Annotated in this window: 16 protein-coding genes, 1 tRNA gene and 1 rRNA gene; 5 read left to right on the forward strand and 13 right to left on the reverse strand. The window is 48.1% G+C overall.

Annotated elements, in window-relative coordinates:
- Positions 1-218, reverse strand: a 16S ribosomal RNA gene (locus tag DXT99_RS15810); the annotation flags it as partial.
- Positions 219-512: 294 nt separating this feature from the next.
- Between DXT99_RS15810 and DXT99_RS26850 the strand changes: the two genes are divergently transcribed.
- Positions 513-740 (forward strand): hypothetical protein, encoded by a 228-nt coding sequence (locus tag DXT99_RS26850; RefSeq protein ID WP_147294238.1) that lies wholly within the window; start codon positions 513-515, stop codon positions 738-740.
- Between the two features lie 549 nt (positions 741-1289).
- Here the strand turns inward: DXT99_RS26850 and DXT99_RS15825 are convergent.
- From DXT99_RS15825 to rpmH, 5 genes are all read right to left on the reverse strand, one after another.
- Positions 1290-1802 carry a DUF2480 family protein gene (locus DXT99_RS15825; RefSeq protein WP_115566557.1) on the reverse strand — a complete coding sequence of 171 codons (513 nt, stop codon included), beginning with the start codon at positions 1800-1802 and terminating at the stop codon, positions 1290-1292.
- 9 nt (positions 1803-1811) lie between these two features.
- Positions 1812-2507 carry a tRNA (adenosine(37)-N6)-threonylcarbamoyltransferase complex dimerization subunit type 1 TsaB gene (tsaB, locus tag DXT99_RS15830; RefSeq protein ID WP_115566558.1) on the reverse strand — a complete coding sequence of 232 codons (696 nt, stop codon included), beginning with the start codon at positions 2505-2507 and terminating at the stop codon, positions 1812-1814.
- Between the two features lie 127 nt (positions 2508-2634).
- The gene (locus DXT99_RS15835) at positions 2635-4284 is read right to left on the reverse strand and encodes a S41 family peptidase (RefSeq protein ID WP_115566559.1); all 1650 of its coding nucleotides are present in this window, start codon (positions 4282-4284) and stop codon (positions 2635-2637) included.
- A 27-nt stretch (positions 4285-4311) separates the two neighbouring features.
- Positions 4312-4722: a ribonuclease P protein component gene (locus DXT99_RS15840; RefSeq protein ID WP_115566560.1), complete on the reverse strand. Its 411-nt coding sequence runs from the start codon at positions 4720-4722 to the stop codon at positions 4312-4314.
- Positions 4723-4759: 37 nt separating this feature from the next.
- Entirely contained in the window at positions 4760-4921 is a 162-nt protein-coding gene (gene rpmH / locus DXT99_RS15845; RefSeq protein ID WP_115566561.1) for a 50S ribosomal protein L34, read from the reverse strand.
- A gap of 161 nt (positions 4922-5082) precedes the next feature.
- Between rpmH and DXT99_RS15850 the strand changes: the two genes are divergently transcribed.
- Positions 5083-6798, forward strand: a complete 1716-nt coding sequence (locus tag DXT99_RS15850; protein WP_115566562.1) for a M61 family metallopeptidase — start codon at positions 5083-5085, stop codon at positions 6796-6798.
- Positions 6799-7011: 213 nt separating this feature from the next.
- On the opposite strand, the gene DXT99_RS15855 is transcribed toward DXT99_RS15850, so the two are convergent.
- From DXT99_RS15855 to DXT99_RS15875, 5 genes are all read right to left on the reverse strand, one after another.
- A complete protein-coding gene (locus tag DXT99_RS15855; RefSeq protein ID WP_115566679.1) occupies positions 7012-8250 on the reverse strand; it encodes an NAD(P)/FAD-dependent oxidoreductase in 1239 nt (412 codons plus the stop codon).
- A gap of 135 nt (positions 8251-8385) precedes the next feature.
- Complete coding sequence (locus tag DXT99_RS15860) at positions 8386-8607, reverse strand: hypothetical protein (protein WP_115566563.1); 222 nt, start codon at positions 8605-8607, stop codon at positions 8386-8388.
- 173 nt (positions 8608-8780) lie between these two features.
- Positions 8781-9704, reverse strand: a complete 924-nt coding sequence (locus DXT99_RS15865) for a PfkB family carbohydrate kinase (protein ID WP_115566564.1) — start codon at positions 9702-9704, stop codon at positions 8781-8783.
- Between the two features lie 142 nt (positions 9705-9846).
- A tRNA-His gene (locus DXT99_RS15870) sits at positions 9847-9923 on the reverse strand.
- A 155-nt stretch (positions 9924-10078) separates the two neighbouring features.
- Positions 10079-11413 (reverse strand): dihydroorotase, encoded by a 1335-nt coding sequence (locus DXT99_RS15875; RefSeq protein ID WP_115566565.1) that lies wholly within the window; start codon positions 11411-11413, stop codon positions 10079-10081.
- Between the two features lie 164 nt (positions 11414-11577).
- Here DXT99_RS15875 and DXT99_RS15880 point away from each other — a divergent pair, with 164 nt between their 5' ends.
- Positions 11578-12633 carry an AI-2E family transporter gene (locus DXT99_RS15880; RefSeq protein ID WP_115566566.1) on the forward strand — a complete coding sequence of 352 codons (1056 nt, stop codon included), beginning with the start codon at positions 11578-11580 and terminating at the stop codon, positions 12631-12633.
- A gap of 79 nt (positions 12634-12712) precedes the next feature.
- On the forward strand, positions 12713-14068 hold the full coding sequence (locus DXT99_RS15885) for a DEAD/DEAH box helicase (protein WP_115566567.1): 1356 nt from the start codon (positions 12713-12715) through the stop codon (positions 14066-14068).
- A gap of 173 nt (positions 14069-14241) precedes the next feature.
- Here the strand turns inward: DXT99_RS15885 and DXT99_RS15890 are convergent, their stop codons facing one another.
- Positions 14242-14688: a hypothetical protein gene (locus tag DXT99_RS15890; protein ID WP_246000767.1), complete on the reverse strand. Its 447-nt coding sequence runs from the start codon at positions 14686-14688 to the stop codon at positions 14242-14244.
- A 178-nt stretch (positions 14689-14866) separates the two neighbouring features.
- Positions 14867-15523, reverse strand: coding sequence for a uracil phosphoribosyltransferase (upp, locus tag DXT99_RS15895; RefSeq protein ID WP_115566569.1), 657 nt, complete (start codon positions 15521-15523; stop codon positions 14867-14869).
- Positions 15524-15789: 266 nt separating this feature from the next.
- On the opposite strand from upp, the gene DXT99_RS15900 reads away from it, so the two are divergent.
- Positions 15790-17460 (forward strand): hypothetical protein, encoded by a 1671-nt coding sequence (locus DXT99_RS15900; RefSeq protein ID WP_115566680.1) that lies wholly within the window; start codon positions 15790-15792, stop codon positions 17458-17460.
- The last annotated feature ends 106 nt before the right edge of the window (positions 17461-17566 follow it).

Below are 17566 nucleotides of genomic sequence, written 5' to 3' on the forward strand. Positions count from 1 at the left end.
TCGCCGAAACTTTAACCGTAACATGATGCCATGTCATGGTGTTATGCGGTATTAATCCACCTTTCGGTGGGCTATCCCCCAATAGAAGGTAGGTTGCATACGCGTTACGCACCCGTGCGCCACTAACTGGAAACCCGAAGGTCTCCAGTCCGTTCGACTTGCATGTATTAGGCCTGCCGCTAGCGTTCATCCTGAGCCAGGATCAAACTCTCCATTGTAATAGTTACTTCAGGCAGCCTAAGCTACCCATGTGTTCGTCCGACCCCGGCTTCCCTAATTTTTCTCACTCCCTCAATGAAGAGGAAGGAATTGACGCAGTTGATTTCTCAATCACCCGCGCGGATTACCTTAAATTTCTGTCTCAATCAATCTCTCAAAGAACGTAGTGAAAAGAACATCTTTCTTTTCCTTGTGGCAGTACAACTGCCGGTGTTTTTCTCTTGTTTCCGCAAGGCCTGTCGCCTTGTTTTGAGGAAGCGGATGCAAAGGTAAGAATATTTTCCCAATCCGCAATGGAAAAGAAGATTTATTTCCCTGCCTCTTTTTTTCTTTCAGTCTCCCGGCCTCCTTCCGAAGCGGGTTGCAAAGGTACGAAATTCTTTCTTTTCCGCAATGCCCGAAGAGAAGTTTTTCTTTCTTTTTCTCTGTCCGTAAAACCTGTGTTAGCAGCCTCTACCTTGCCGCCTCCTGCCGAAACGGGATGCAAAGGTAAGAAGCTTTTGCCGCTTTGCAAGCAGTGAGGAAACATTTTTTTTCACTGCCCCTTCACCCTCAATCTCTCTTTCCCGTCCCTGCTGAACGGGGATGCAAAGGTAGGAAATCAATCCGCATCCGCAAGCGTCCCGGGCGCAATTACCTGCTGCCCCTTGCCTGATTCCACGCAAGTAACTGGTACTGCGCGGGAAAGATTTCCGGAAAACTTTGCTCTTTTTTTTGCTGCGGCCTGCCCGAGGCCCCTTTGATTAGCGCAAGAAGGCAGAACTGGTACCCTTTCCTATAGCTTGCGCTGCTTTGCTGTTCCCGGCCCCCTTTCAGTGCCGGTCGCTGGGGATTAACATGCACAAAGTAGCCTGAAGTTCCACCGGGGAAATAAATTTTCTTCAGTCTTCTTACATTTGCTACCTGCGTCTCAGGCACGGGATAATAACAGTATAAAAAGCCTTGGGAGTTCCCATATATCCGAAGTTTTCTAATACCGTTTAGTGTAGGTTCAACTCTTTGACAGCAAGAGGCATAAAAAAAGGCAGGAAGTAATCTCCCTGCCTCTCTTATCCTGTTGAGATTTAACTTTAAGCGTTCTTTGGCTTTTTATACAACGGCACTGTGCTGCACGGCTCTCCATACATGAGGCTACTGGTTACGGGTAGCAGCTTTCTCATTACCTCTACATAAGCATATGTAGGTACTGGTATGCTTCCGCAGCCTTTTATCACCACTTTCGCATCTCTGTATTCCTCCGGGTCAATTTTGGCGATGGCCTCCTGCATCATGGCCTGCTCCAGCGCCTCCAGGTCTCCGAATACATAATAATTGGCGTGGTTCTGCAGCTTAGAAGCCAGCAGCATATATGCCCAGGTTGGAACGATGGCATCTGCACTACATATAATAGCCACGTTTTTCCCGGCATATTGAGACCAGTCATTTTCCTTTACAAATGCCCGGAAATCTTTCTCCTTCAGAATAAGCCCATGGAACAGGTTATCTTTTATATCATAAACCACGCGTTCCCCTGGGTGCAACAGCTCCTCAAGGTTTAATGTTACCAGTGCGCTTTGCGCTACTTTATTTATTAACTCTGACATAGTTCAGTTTTATTTTGTGCCTTTACCTGCACTTGTTATATAAACATCCTTTAGATAGAAGGGTTCATAATACGCCACATCTTCAAATACTTTTTGCTCATACTTCTTTAGCGCCAGCTGCCCTATTGTTTTAGCTGATGGCAGTACGCCATCTATAAATAAAGCATTCCCTGCATCGGTTACCAAATTTTTAAACTTCTGAGCGCCACTTCCTAAGAAGATAATGGGTTGCGCCTTCAGCTTATCCTCAAAAGTATGCTCATCCAGCACCACCGGTTCGATTGGGCTTAGCTCCTGTAGGTCACTGTTCAGCAGACAGGTATAAACTTCCATACGCCGGGCATCCAGCATGGGGCAGAACAGATAACGTTCCGGATCAGGAGTGGCTGCCATTACCTGCGCCGCCAGCCCATAGAGTGTTGACACCTCTAACAGCGGAATATCCAGAGAATAACATAAGCCCTTTGCCGTGGAAGAGCCAATCCGAAGCCCTGTATAAGAGCCAGGACCACCTGATACAGCCACTGCACTTAACTCCTTCAGGGTCGCTCCGCAATTCTCTACGAGTTGCGAAACCATAACGGTGATGTGGGATGAATGCGATTTTTCTATCTGCAATTCTGAAGCGCCTAACAACTGCTGGTCCTTGAACAAGGCAATGGAACATACAGTGGTAGAGGTTTCTAGTGCTAGTAATAGTGGCATGTTTAAAATATTGTTTTGCTGCAAAATTAGCGGAAAGCAACAAGGAACACAAAAGCCCCACTGACCATATATAAAGCAAAAGAGGGTGGCACATAACGAACCACCCTCTTTTGCTTTATAGCTGAGCTTATTTTCCTTTCAGATAGGAGTTGTATTTCTGCTGATCATCCAGCACTTGCTTCGCCATCAGAATATTAGGATCATCGTCGAAAGTTGACTCAATGTATCCTTTTTGCAGGTAGTAACGAGAAGCAATCTCAGCCTCAAGCACCTCCTTTATTTCTGATTTAAAACGCATCAGATCGTTCGCTTTGTTGTGCGATACTTTCTTTTTGATAGCATCCAACTCAGCTTTTATATCATCGTAATGCTTGCCTTCTTTCGCTTCCTTTGCCACGTCTTCCAGTTCGCTTTCGATACCTGTGCGATACGACACGTCTTTATCTGCTAAGTAAGCTACAAAATCCTCGTAATCTTTATCAGTCAGCTTAAACTTAGTAGCGGCCGGAATGGTAGCATGCTCGGCTTTATACTTGTTGGCATACTCAAAATAATGACCTTTAGAAGCAATGGCTTTTGTAATATCAGAAAATGCCTGCTGCTCTACCTCCACATCAGGGCTAACTCCTCCTCCATCATATACCACTCTTCCGTTCGCGGTTTTAAAAGCAACACGTAGCGAATCTGCAATTTTGCCAACGCTGCCGTCTTCGTTGCGATGCGCATAGTCAATTGCCTGTATACAGCGGCCGCTCGGAATATAGTACTTAGCTGTTGTTACCTTCAATTGAGAATTGTAAGAAAGCGGACGTGTAGCCTGCACCAGCCCTTTACCAAAGGTGCGCTCTCCCACCAATACAGCCCGATCGTAATCCTGCATCACGCCTGCCACAATTTCAGAGGCTGAAGCACTTCTGGAAGAGGTCAATATTACAAGCGGCACTTCCTTATCCAACGGCTCATCCAGCGACTTATAGGTCTTGTTCCAATCTGTCACCTTGCCTTTGGTGCTCACAATATCCCGGCCTTTGTCCACAAACACGTTCGAGATGTTTACCGCTTCGTGCAGCAAGCCGCCCGGGTTGTCGCGCAAATCAAAGATAATCTTCTTCGCCCCCTGCTCTTTCAGTTTCTGCACCGCCATTCTCACCTCTTTCGAAGCATCCACGGTGAAGCCAGAGAGTTGGAAGTAGCCTGTTTCCTCGTCGATCATGCCCGCGTACGACACATTCTCCACCATAATGTTAGAGCGGGTAAGTTCCACTGTTCTCCCCTTTGTCTGTCCGTAGCTTCGCACCTCCAGTTTGATAGTGGTGTTTGCCTGCCCCTTCAGCATTTTGCTCACATCACCAGTAGACTTACCTGTTACAGATACGCCATTGATTTTCAGGATTTCATCGCCGATAACCAATCCTGCTTTATGAGCCGGGGAGTTTTCGTAAGGCATTTGCACGACCACTTTTCCATCGCGGCTACCAATAATAGCCCCAATGCCTCCATACTGACCAGTGGTCATAGTGCGGAAATCTTCAATATCGTCTTCGGGAATATAGTTGGTATAGGGGTCCAACGACTTAAGCATCGCGTCTATACCGGTACGCATCATGTGTGCGGGGGGCACATCGTCTACATAGTAGGTATTTACCTCTTTGAACAAGGTAGCAAAGACATCAAGATTTTTGGCGATCTCGAAATAACGGTCAGATTCGGATTTAAAAGAGAACAGACCAAGGCCCAGCGTGCCGATAAGGAGGCCAGTTATATATTTCTTGTACATAATTTCAATGTTAAGGACGTGGAGAGACTACTTAATCAAACAACGTTCCAAACCTGAAATTAGTTTTTTCTGAATAGAATCAAAGGACTTTTTTTCTTTACCAATATAGAGGATACCCAGAAGCTGCGGAGCCTGCTCTGGGTTCTGGTAAAGGATATGCTTGTTCAGGCGGTACGCCTCCCGTATCTGCCGCTTCAGGCGGTTGCGATCGGTAGCGCGCTTGAAGTAGCGTTTAGAAACGGAAATAAGCACCTGCGGCTGGCCCGGAGGCGCATCTTGCGGAGAGTAGTACACAAACCGCAGCGGGTATACATTAAAAGAAGAACCCTTGCTAAACAGCAGCGCGATGAGGCGCTTACTACACAAGCGTTCTTCTTTTGAAAATGTATAGGGAGTTGGCCGCTCTGCTTTATGTTCGCCTGCTGGCTCTATGTGCATCAGCGGAAACGACTAAGCGAAGCTATCCCGTCAGGGATTAAGCCGCCTTATGTCTTTTTTCGTCAGAAACAGAAATTCTCTTTCTGCCTTTGGCTCTTCTGCTGGCCAATACTCTTCTACCGTTTGCGGTTTCCATTCTTGATCTGAAACCGTGCTTGTTTCTTCTTTTTCTCTGAGAAGGCTGGAATGTTCTTTTCATCGTATGCCAATGTTTTTATTATGGCCTGCAAAATTAGGCAACCTTTTGTAAATTAGCAATGTCACTGGCCAACATTCGTTAAAAACTCTATCAAAAAACGCCAAACATGCGCTAAAACAGCAATAGAGGATGTTTTTTTTAATGCACGACTACTTTAAAGTATGATAAACTACCACATTTCGTACACTAATCCGCTCACTCACTTCGTCGACATCACCCTGACCATACCGCAAAACCAGCAGCAGGACCTGTATCTGCAGCTGCCTGCCTGGCGCCCCGGCCGGTATGAGCTACAGCATTTTGCTCAAAAACTACAGGGTATCAGCGCCACCGCCACCGGAGAACCTGTCCCTATCAGTAAAACAACAAAAGACCGCTGGCTGGTAAAAACTTCCGGAGCCGAAACAGTAGAAATAAAGTACAGCTTCTTTGCGCGCCAGATGGACGCCGGCGGCTCGTGGCTGGACGAGGAGCAGCTGTACCTCAACCCTATCAACTGCCTGATGGCGGTGGAGGGGCGCGAGCAGGAGCCTTGCCAGATGCAGCTCAACATACCCGGCGAGTGGCAAATTGCCTGCGGCCTGCAGGAGAAAGAGAAGCATGTGTTAGAAGCAGCTAGCTTCGACGCACTTGTTGACAGCCCCTTTATCGCCAGCGGCAGCCTGCAGAAGGAAACGTTTGAGGTAGATGGCATCCCGTTCCACATCTGGATACAAGGTGATTGCCAGCCGGACTGGAAAAAGATAAAGCAGGACTTTGCCGCCTTCACAAAAGAGCAACTGGAAGTGTTCGGCGATTTTCCGGTGCCAGAATATCATTACCTGAACGAGATAATGCCGTACCGCTTCTACCATGGTGTGGAGCACAGCCACTCCACCGTTATCACGCTGGGCCCGGGTGAGCTATTGATGCAGCCGAGCCTGTACAAAGAGTTTATCGGTGTGAGTTCACATGAGCTGTTTCATACCTGGAACATCAAGAAAATACGTCCGAAAGAAATGCTGCCTTATAACTTTGCGCAGGAGAACTACTTCCGGACTGGCTATGTGGCGGAGGGCATCACCACCTACTACGGCGACTACATGCTGGCGAGGTCGGGGGTATTTACGGCAGCACAGTATTTTGAGGAACTGAACACCACACTGCAGCGCTACTTCGCCGATTACAGCCGCCACAACCTCTCCGTCGCCGACTCCTCCTTCGATCTGTGGCTGGATGGCTATAAACCCGGCATCCCTGACCGCAAGGTGTCCATCTATATAAAAGGCGCCCTCACCGCCCTGCTGCTTGACCTGCAGTTGCGGCAGGTAACAGGCAACACGGCCTCTCTCGACACGGTGATGCGCAAAATGTGGGATAACTTCGGGAAGAGGAACATAGGCTATACAGAAAAGGATTATGCCCAACTAGTAAATGAGGTGGCTGGGCAGTCTCTCCAATCTTACTTTGACAAGTATATAGATGGCACCGAATCGCTTGAGCCTGCTTTAGATGAGGCGCTCCGGTTGGTTGGTTGCACGCTGAAGGAAAAGGAGAACCCGCTGCTGCACGAAGGCAGATACGGCTTTAAAGTTTCATCTGACCAGGAGGTGAAGGTAACTGCCATTGCCCCGGATGCTCCTGCCAGCCAACTGCTTAGTATAGAGGATGAACTGATAGCACTGAACGGTCGCAAACTGGAAAACAACCTGCAGCAACTGCTCTCGCTACAACCCGATGTGGTGGAGCTAACGCTATTCCGGGAGAAGCAGCTACGTACGGTTACACTACAACAAGATGGCAAAAGTTACTTCAGCAAATTCACTATTGAAAAGCGCTCAGACGCCACAGCAGAACAGAAGCAGAACTTTAAGCTATGGCTGAAGCAGGCATTTTAAGAGAGAGCTGGGATACCGGATTATAGAGTGTTCTTTTTGATGTTAAATATAAAGCTGTGACAGGCTATTTTATTCTGTCATTCTGGAAGGATCTTGTGAGTTACTTGCAGGTAATCCACAAGATCCTTCCAGGATGACAGGTACGACAGACCGCCTCCTTATTTCAAAAACCGGTAAGGCGATACAGTATTGAAGTAAAACGTCTCCGTCCAATCAATTAAACAGCAGCTTCAGGTAAAACGATGGTTGCTTGAGGCGCTCGCGCAGGTCCAGATCGTTGAACATGCAGGAGATGGTTTCTGCTAAGGCTTTGTTTTTGGAAGCTTTGGCCGCTACCTGGTTAAAGAGCCAGGGGTAATTTAGCAACTGCTGCATTTTCCGGCTTAGCTTCAGCTCTTTCCAGAGGCGGTTATATACGGCTGCGTCATACCCTTTCATGAAGGCGGCAGAGAAGTTTTGTTCCTGCAGGCATTGTGCCGCCTGCTCAGCTGCCCAGCGCCCGCTGATCATGGCGTTGCTGATGCCCTCGCCTGTAAACGGGTCAATCAAAGCGCCTGCATCACCTATCAGCATATAATTATCGCCGGAGATGCTTCTTTTCTTAGACCCCAGCGGCAGGCCGTATCCTTTGATATCGCCTATAAGTTGGGCATTGGCAAAACGCCTTTGTAGCTCCGGGTGCGTCTCAATCATCCGGAGCATTTCTTTTTTCAGGTTCACTTTCTTCTTACTCACGGCACTGCTCAGCATGCCCACGCCTACGTTAGCGTGTCCGTTTGGCAGCGGGAAAATCCAGAAGTAACCTGGCAGGAAGTCTTTAAAAAAGTGCAGTTCAATAAAATTATCCTTGTCCAGCGCCGCCACATTTTGATAGTAAGCACGCAAACCGGCGCAGTAGTGCTCCGGCTCCTGCTGCAGTTGGGCCACATGCCGCGCAAACCCCGACTGCGCCCCATTGGCAGCAATCAGCAGCTTTGCCTGTACCAGCGGTTGCCCGTCTTTGCCAGAAAGGATAAAGCTGCTATCCTGCTGCCGTTCATATTGCGTCAGTTCCACGCCCTCCCAGAGTTGCACCTCCGGGCGCTGCCTTACCTGCTCTATCAGAAAATTATCGAAATGAATACGTTTGGAGATATAACCTGCAGGAGAGTCCTGCGCCTTATTATAGTTATACTTGAATGGCACGCTCAGTTGCTGCCCCCCCGGTGAGATAAAATGTATTCCCCAGGATGGTAACTGCTCCTGCTGCTGACTGAACAAAGCCGGCAGCTCCGGAGAAATGCGTCGCAGTTCGTTTACTACTTTGCCACTCAGGGCATCGCCGCAGATTTTATCTCGCGGGAAGGTGGCCTTGTCGACCAGTAGAGATGGGATGCCTTTGTTAGCCAGGTGCAGGGCTGCCGTTGCGCCGCCCGGGCCTGCCCCCAGAATACAGATATCGGTTTGGTACATGCAATAAGGTATGAACAAAACGAAAGATAGGGATTTAAGGCCTCAGCTGCACACCCGGAAGCACAAAAAAAGAGGATAACCACTTGGGCCATCCTCCTTCTATATTTTCATAGTTGTTACTTTGCGCTTAATGCCTTACTTTTTATCGTAACGCATGTTGTTACCGCCTTGTGCTAAGTTGCGGTCTGGATTCTGTACTTTAGAATCATCTGTTTGATGAAATCTCTTCGCAGGGTCTACCGATACATCCTCGGTATATCCTTCCTGCTGTCGTTTGTTTTCAATTTTGGAAGTAGCATTTTCTTCTGACTGCTTCTGTAATCTCTCTTTATTGTTATTTTTATCTTTATCGCTCATAGTTCTATCTCCTCGTTAATTTCCGTTCTCCATGTTTGCTTTCTAGTTAGTTTTACCCCTTCTTCCCACATTTTGTTACATTTCAACAAAAACAGATCTGCTCTACCAACCACTGCTAAATGCAAAAAGGGAAGCTTCAGCTTCCCTTTCACTTGATTGTATGTACCGTTAAACTACTGCTCTATTGTGGTGAATTTCACCAGGTTCACAAACTGTTGCACACGGGCATCAATCTCCTCCTGTATCAGGTTTTTCAGGCGCTCTGTACCAAACTTTTCCACACAGAACGAAGCCAGTGCCGAACCATAGATAACAGCCCGCTTCATGTTCTCGAAGCTGGTGTCGTTGGTGCTGGCAATATAACCGATGAAGCCACCTGCAAAGGTATCACCGGCGCCGGTTGGGTCAAACACTTCCTCTAAAGGCAGGGCTGGCGCAAAGAACACTTTGTCCTCGTTGAACAACAGCGCACCGTGCTCCCCTTTTTTGATGATAAGGAACTTCGGCCCCATCGCCATGATTACTTTAGCTGCTTTCACTAAAGAGTACTCTCCGCTTAACTGGCGCGCCTCTTCATCATTGATAGAAAGCACGTCCACCAGTGCTATTGTCTCTTTCAGCGCATCCAGGGCAATGTCCATCCAGAAGTTCATAGTGTCCATCACCACCAGCTTCGGGCGCACGTTCAGTCGCTCGATTACAGTGCGCTGCACCTGCGGCGCCAGGTTGCCCAGCATCAGGTATTCGCAGCCCTGGTAACTCTCCGGAATAATCGGGTCGAAGTCGCCCAGCACGTTCAGCTCTGTCACCAGTGTTTCGCGGCTGTTCATATCATTAAAATAGCGGCCAGACCAGAAGAAAGACTTCTCATTCTCCTTTACCTGCACCCCTTCGGTGCTGATGTTGCGCTGGTGCATCAGTTTGATGTGGTCCTGGTCAAAGTCACCGCCCACTACGGATACCACATTCACGGGCTCCACGAAATAAGAAGCCGACAAAGAGATATACGTGGCCGCACCACCTACAATTTTATCTGTTTTTCCGAAGGGTGTCTCCAGCGCATCAAACGCCATCGAACCGACTACTGTTAAGCTCATATTTTTTAATTGTTGATTTGTTGATTGCCTAATTGTCTAATTGTTGAATGGCTTGTTGATTCATACTTGAAACCAACAATTTAACCATAAAGCAATTTAACCATTAAAATAAAAAAAGCCCTTGAAGCTGGCTTCAAGGGCTTGGGGTGGAAGATGGGGCTCGAACCCACGACCCCCAGAATCACAATCTGGTGCTCTAACCGACTGAGCTACAACCACCGTGTCTCGTTTGAGTGTGCAAATATACAGAGGAAATGACATTATGCAATAATCTGCCGCATTTTTTTACCTCTAAAATCAGCACAAAAAGCTAAGCCACTACAAATCAGAAATATATTTAAAATGAATATTTATCTGCTTACCTGCTCCGATTTCTACCTGTCGAATAACAAACGCTCCCCTCTCCTGCTCTCATCAAAGGCACCGTTGGCAAAGGCCAGGTGCCCTGACACAAAGGTATGGGTAATGGTGCTATGGAAGGTATGGTTCTCGAATGGGGACCAGTTGCACTGATAATGTATGTTGTCTTTGCTAACGGTATAGGGTTTGTTTAAGCCGACAAGCACCAGGTCGGCCCAGTAGCCTTCTCTTATATAACCGCGCTCCCGCACATTAAACAGTATGGCCGGGGCATGGCACATTTTCTCCACTACTTTCTCCAGCGTCAGCTTGCCCTCCCGCACAAACTCCAGCATCATCTGCAGCGAGTGCTGCACCAAAGGCACGCCTGAGGGTGCTTTCTTGTAGGTGCCCTGCTTCTCCTCCCAGGTATGCGGTGCATGGTCTGTGGCAATAATGTCCAGCTTATTGTCCAGCAGCCCCTGGAGCAGCGTTTTTTTGTGCCGTGCCTCTTTTATAGCGGGGTTACATTTTATCTGTGCCCCTAAGGTATCATAGTCTTCTTTGTCGAACCACATGTGGTGCACGCATAGCTCTGCCGTAATGCGCTTCTGCTCCAGCGGAATATCATTGCGGAACAGCTTCAGTTCTTCTTCGGTGGAAATATGCAGGATGTGCAGGCGTGTATTGTGCTTCTCGGCAAGCTTCACGGCCATAAAAGAAGATTTAAAGCAGGCCGCTTCATTTCTGATTTCGGGATGGCACTTTACAGGTATATCGTCCCCATACTTCTCTTCATAAAGCGCCATGTTATCGCGGATGATCTGCTCGTCTTCGCAATGTACCGCTATAGGCAGTTTGGCTTTAGAAAAAATCTGCTCCAGCGTCTCCACATTATCTACCAGCATGTTGCCTGTAGAGGATCCCATAAATATCTTGATGCCGCACACCGTGTTCGGGTTTGTCAGCAGCACCTCAGACAGGTTATCGTTGGTGGCACCCATAAAGAAGGAGTAATTCGCCAGTGAGGTTTCAGCGGCTATGTTGTACTTATCCTCCAGCAGTTCCTGCGTTACGGCATTGGGAACAGTATTGGGCATCTCCATAAACGAGGTAACACCGCCTGCCACAGCCGCTCTTGCCTCAGAGCCTATAGTTGCCTTATGGGTCAGGCCTGGTTCCCGGAAGTGCACCTGATCATCGATAATGCCTGGCAGCAAATGTAGCCCGGTGGCATCAATGGTTTCATCGGCTTCGGCTGTTATGTTCTGGCCTATCTGCGCAATGCGTCCGTCTATAATTAATACATCGGAAGTGATTGTACTTCCCTCGTTTACAAGCTGTGCGTTCTTTATAAGCGTACTTTTCATGAAGCTAAGATACGGGATGCTGCCCTTAATCAACAAAATAAAAGCAAATAAACAGAACGCTAGCTCCACTGGAGGGCTATAACAGCCGCAACCAACATACGCTCCGAAACAGATAAGCCAAAGCTATAGTAAACAAGCGGAAGCTTATTTGTATAAAATCAAAAATGGACCGACACTTTTCCCTCCGGCAATTTAACCAGGTGCTACTGGCGCTGCTACTGTTTTTTGGAATTCTCTACTTAGCCAGGGATTTTATGGTGCCGGTTGCGATAGGTGGATTGTTCGCCATGCTGCTCGCCCCCGCCTGCCGGAAGCTTGAGCAGTGGGGCATTCCCCGTATAGTGGCAGCCATCATCTGCGTGTTGGCCGTAGTTGTCCTGCTCGTCTTGTTGCTAATCGTGCTTATTGACCAATTAACTGCACTGGCATACGACCTGCCACGGCTTGACTACAAGCTCACAGAATTACTCGACGAGGCGCACAGATATATAAAAGAGACCTTTGATGTTTCGCGGGAAAAACAAAACGAATATATACAGCAAAGCTTTAGGAGCACACTGCAGTACGCTGGCGTCTACCTCAGAAGCTTATTTCTTTTTGCAAGTTCCCTGGTGGTAAGCTTTATCATTGTGATGAGTTATACATTGCTGTTTTTGCTTTATAGGGGAAGGTTAAAAAGCTTTATCTCGCGCCTTACCGCCAACTACGATGCAAACGCACGTGAAATTGTAAGTAAAATCACAACTGTCGCCAGCTCCTATATATCGGGGGTTTTCCTTGTCGTTCTCATCCTAACAGCCATCAACACAGCCGGGCTGATGGTGATTGGCATAGACCACGCCCTGCTGTTTGGGCTGGTGGCTGGTCTCCTGAACATCATCCCGTACCTCGGCTCTCTTGTGGGCAGCCTTATACCTGTTCTGTTTGCACTGCTAACCAAAGACTCGCTCTGGACGCCGCTGGTTGTAGCCATTTTCTTTCTGGTAGTGCAGCAAATAGAAAGTTATATTCTCACACCCAACATAACGGGTGCTAAGGTAAAGCTTAACCCGATGGCAACACTCATGGTCCTGCTGCTCGGAAGTGCCATATGGGGTATAGTGGGTATGATTTTGTTTGTCCCTTACCTGGGCATTGCGAAAGTTATTTTTGACAACATAAACCGGCTAAGGCCTTTTGGTTTTGTGCTCGGAAAGGATGAAGAAGAGGAACACAGCTGACCGATTCTGAACCTTCCTTGCCTCTCAGCCATTTAATTACCGTACCTTTGTAGATAAATAGAAAGTAATTAGCACAACCATGGCAGAAGAAGAAGCAGAAAAAGAAATAACCACATTTGAAGATTTTAAGCTAAACAAACAACTGCTGAATGCCATTGAGGATGCTGGTTACGAAAAGCCAACTCCCATACAGCAACAGGCAATTCCGTTTATTATGGCGGGTCAGGATATTCTGGGCATTGCCCAGACAGGCACAGGTAAAACCGCTGCCTACCTCCTGCCCCTCCTCATGAAGGTGAAATATGCGCAGGGTATGAACCCAAGGGCGGTTATTATAGCCCCCACCCGCGAACTTGCCATGCAGATAGAAGAAAGTATCGGGTTACTAGCCAAGTACACTGACCTGCGCTACACTGCCATCTATGGTGGGTTGGGTCCTAAAACGCAGATTGAGATCATCAATCAGGGACTCGACATTGTTGTAGCCACACCAAAGCGCCTGATGGAGCTTTACCTGAGAGGAGAGCTGATTCTGAAAGAGATGAAGACGCTGATACTGGATGAGGCTGACAAAATGATGGACATGGGCTTTATGCCGCAGATCCGCCAGATACTGGAGGTGATCCCGCGCAAGCGCCAGAATCTTTTGTTCTCGGCCACCATGCCAGATAAAGTAGTAGAGCTCTCAGAAGAGTTTCTGGAGTACCCGACACGTGTGGAGGTGACGCCGCAGGCTACCCCGGTAGAAACAGTGACCCAGGTGATGTACCAGGTCCCGAACCTGCGTACTAAAATCGCTTTGCTCGAGCACCTGATTCAGGACACAGAAAAGCTGAACCGCGTCATCATTTTTACCAGGAGTAAGAAGAATGCAGAAAGCGTATCCAGATTTATAGAGCACCGGAACTATGGCGAGGTGCGGGCTATACACGGTAACAAGGGGCAGAACACCCGCATTAACTCCATGGAGGCATTTAAAGGAGGTGATGTACGCTTTTTAGTAGCTACCGATGTGGCAGCCCGGGGCATTGATGTGACCATGGTGAGCCACGTGATTAATTTCGACGTGCCGTTTGTGTACGAGGATTATGTGCACCGCATTGGCCGCACGGGCCGCGCAGAAAATGCAGGCGCCGCGATTACGTTTGCCAACGAAGCAGAGATGTACCACATCCGTAAGATTGAGAAACTGATACGGATGCAGATTCCAGAGCTTCCTGTACCAGAAAAAGTAGAAGTGTTTGAAACGCCTTTTGAAGAGCAGCAGGAAATAGCAAAATCCATTGACCACCTGAAGCGCCAGGAGAACCCTGACTTTAAAGGTGCTTTCCATGAGAAAAAAGGCATTCCGAAGGGCAAGCCTAAACCTAGCAAGGGAGATCCAAAGGCTTCTTTTTGGAAAAAGACGAAGAAGAAAGGGAGTAAGAAGCGGTAATGAGAGTAGCATTAGCTCGCGAACGAAGTGAAGAAAATCCCCCTCCTTGGACAAGGAGGGGCTAGGGGTGGTTGGACCCGGTACATAAAGATTGGGCACGAATTTGCTCCAGACGTCAACAATAAAGGAGGCATAACAGCCTCCTTTTCTTTTTCTAAACTAATTTATCAACATCAAAGATACTCGGCCACCACATCACCGAATTCAAAAACCATCAAAGTTAGCGTGGCACTCCAGAACACAGCGCTCCAGAGCATATGAATGAAAATAAGTTTTCGTGGAGCCCCCAGTAAAGCAGCCACAATGGTCCCGAAAATAGGTGTGAACAGAAGTGGTGTAAGAAAAGCAACGCCAGACACTCCGAAACGCGTCCATACCTGCACAATGCGACGGTTCTTCTTAGTGAAGCGGGGCTTCTGCTTTGCCCGTTGGCGCCTGGAATACCATTCAGACACTGCTTTGCCAACAACAGAGAAAACCACGACACTCGTCATCATACCTGCCACAGTCAATAGCACCGTCTCGAAGTAAGACAGCCCCAGGGATATGCCTGTTAGTGGCCCCCAAAGGAACTTTACCATACTAACCAGGTACACAGAGAGGTATTTTAACAGGTTCACTAACACGTTTTGAAACTAAAATTGTTTTCTGAATTAACGCTCGCTCTACAATATTGTTTACATGCTTTTTACATATAAAATTCGCATACCGATTCTATCGAATTTTTAAGATAATCTCCTAAAGCATAATGTTTTATGCGGGTTATAAATAACAGCTGGGTACTGGCAAAGGTTCAGGTTATATTTTAGGTCCGAAAGCCAGGTCACCCGCATCACCGAGGCCGGGTACGATATAGGAACGTTCGTTCAGGTGATCGTCCAGGGCGCCTAACCAAAGTATGGCCTCCGGCATTTCCTGTTGTACATAAGCCACTCCCTCCGGCGAGGCAATGGCTGCGGCAATATGCACCTGCTTCGGTTTGCCATGGCGTAGCATTCCTTTATAAGCCTTCACCAAAGAACGGCCTGTCGCCAGCATGGGGTCTGCCAGAATCAGGATCTTATCGTGCAGGTTGGTGGAGGCCAGGTACTCCATCATAATCTGCAATTCAGTATTCTCTTCCTCTACACGGTAAGCGCCTACAAATGTACTGTATGCCCTGTCGAAGTAGTTCAGCATGCCGTTATACAGCGGCAGGCCAGCCCGGAGAATTGTAGCCAGCACGGGTTGCTCCGCCAGCAGCATGGTTTGGGTATCCGCCAGCGGTGTGGTAAGCGTTGCAGGTTTATACAGCATCTTTTTGGAGATTTCATAAGCCAGCAACTCTCCTAAACGTTCCAGGTTGCGCCGAAAGCGCATGCTGTCTCCATGCACTTTTACATCGCGCAACTCGGCTATAAAATGATTTGCTAACGAAGGTGTTTGCGTCAGAATATGAATGTTGCTTTCTTCCATAAGAGGTACCGGAGCGTGTGTTGTTTGTTTAAAGATACGGAAGGCACGGGCATTCCACCAATATTGCAGTAAAGTTTCGCTATGCCAGTGCTCTAAACTGGGGCTGCCTCTTTACCTGCGAATGCACAGGAAAAGCAGCACAAGGCAATTCCTGGAGGTGAATATAGTCGCCACGGCATAAAGTCAAGTTGTTATCTAACAAATTAGAGTACAAAACAGTACATTCGCTTTTCATTTAAAAAATTTCCCGAATAAGCTTTATGTTCATGAAACGTGTACTTTGTGCTTTAGGCCTGACACTTGCCGCTGGGTCTGCAGCACAGGCGCAGGATGTGTATGTGCCATATAATCAGGATGTGTACCATTGGATAGACCGTTACCAGATAAAGTACGGCGATCAGGTACCGCAGCTACAAACAGCCGTGCGGCCATACGGTCGCCAGGACGTAGCTGCCCTGGCGGAGGTTAGCGCCCGCAATGCCACCACAGCCGTAGACCAGTTTAACACCCAATACCTGCTGAACGACAACTGGAACTATACGGATCAGGATGACAATGTCAGCAGGCGGCCAATCCTGAAATACTTCTACCAGAACAAAACGGACTTGTACCATTTCCAGAACGAGCATTTTACGGTGCGCGTAAATCCTGTACTGCACCTGGAGGCAGGCCTCGACAACCAAACCGACGGCATGCGCTATATTAACACGCGTGGGGTGCAAATAGAAGGTACTATAGACGAGAAGTTCGGCTTTTACACCTTTATCGGAGAAAACCAGGCCCGCTTCCCCGGCTACGTCATGGACCGTATTCAACGCGACGGCGTAGTGCCGCATGAAGGGTTGTGGAAAAGATTCAAAGGTGATGGGTATGACTTTATTACGGCAAGAGGCTATCTGAACTACGCCCTTTCCAGGCATGTGGAAATACAACTGGGGCACGACCGCCATGTGATAGGAGACGGCTACCGCTCTTTGATATATTCTGACTACGCTCCTCCTGCCTTTTTCCTGAAGCTGAACACTAGTGTATGGAAGCTGCATTATATGAACCTGTTCCAGGAGCTCACGGCAGACTACACCCGTGGGAGAGGAGATATACTTTTTCCTAAAAAATACATGGCACTGCACCGCCTGGGCCTTAACGTAACCGACAATTTTAATGTCGGGCTGTTTGAGCAGGTCATATTTGCACGCGGCAAAGGCAGGTTTGAACTACAGTACCTGAACCCTGTCATCTTTTACAGAAGTGTAGAACAAAGCATCGGAAGCGAGGACAATGCCATGCTCGGTGCCGACTTCCGTTGGAATATCAGAAACCGCGTACAGGTGTACGGCCAGTTAATGCTGGATGAGTTCCTGCTAAGTGAAGTTAGGGCAGGAAATGGCTGGTGGGCGAACAAACAGGCGGGCCAGATTGGCGCTAAATACATTGATGCTTTCGGCCTGAGCAACCTCGACCTGCAGGGAGAGGTAAATATCATCCGCCCCTACACTTATCAGCACATGGACGAGTTCAGGAATTACCAGCATTACAAGCAGCCACTGGCACATCCGATCGGGGCTAACCTTTACGAGCTGATAGGAATTGTACGCTACCAGCCTATTCCGCGCCTGAACCTGACGGGCAAGGCCATTGCCACCCGCTACGGGCAGGATATTGTAACACCCTCTGACACGCTAAACTATGGCGGTAATGTAAACCTGTCTTACCTTGACCGCGTTTCCGGCTTCGGCAATGAGATTGGCCAGGGCATTACGACTGACCAATTGTATCTTGATATGACGGCTACCTATCAGCTAAAGCACAACTTATTTCTGGACCTGAAACAGGTTATCCGCCGCTCTGATGCGGAAGTAGATGCTTTGGACCAGAATACCTTCTTCACCTCGTTCGCTCTCCGTTGGAATATTGCCCAACGGCTGCATGAGTTTTAGGAGCATAGTGATACCTATATACATACAAAAGGCAGAGAGGAGACTTTCTGCCTTTTGTATGTATACTCTTTCTATCTATTAATAAGTATCTTTGCGGCGGCGAGGG

Origin of the sequence: Pontibacter diazotrophicus (assembly GCF_003367245.1) — a bacterium.
Taxonomy (GTDB): Bacteria; Bacteroidota; Bacteroidia; order Cytophagales; family Hymenobacteraceae; genus Pontibacter; species Pontibacter diazotrophicus.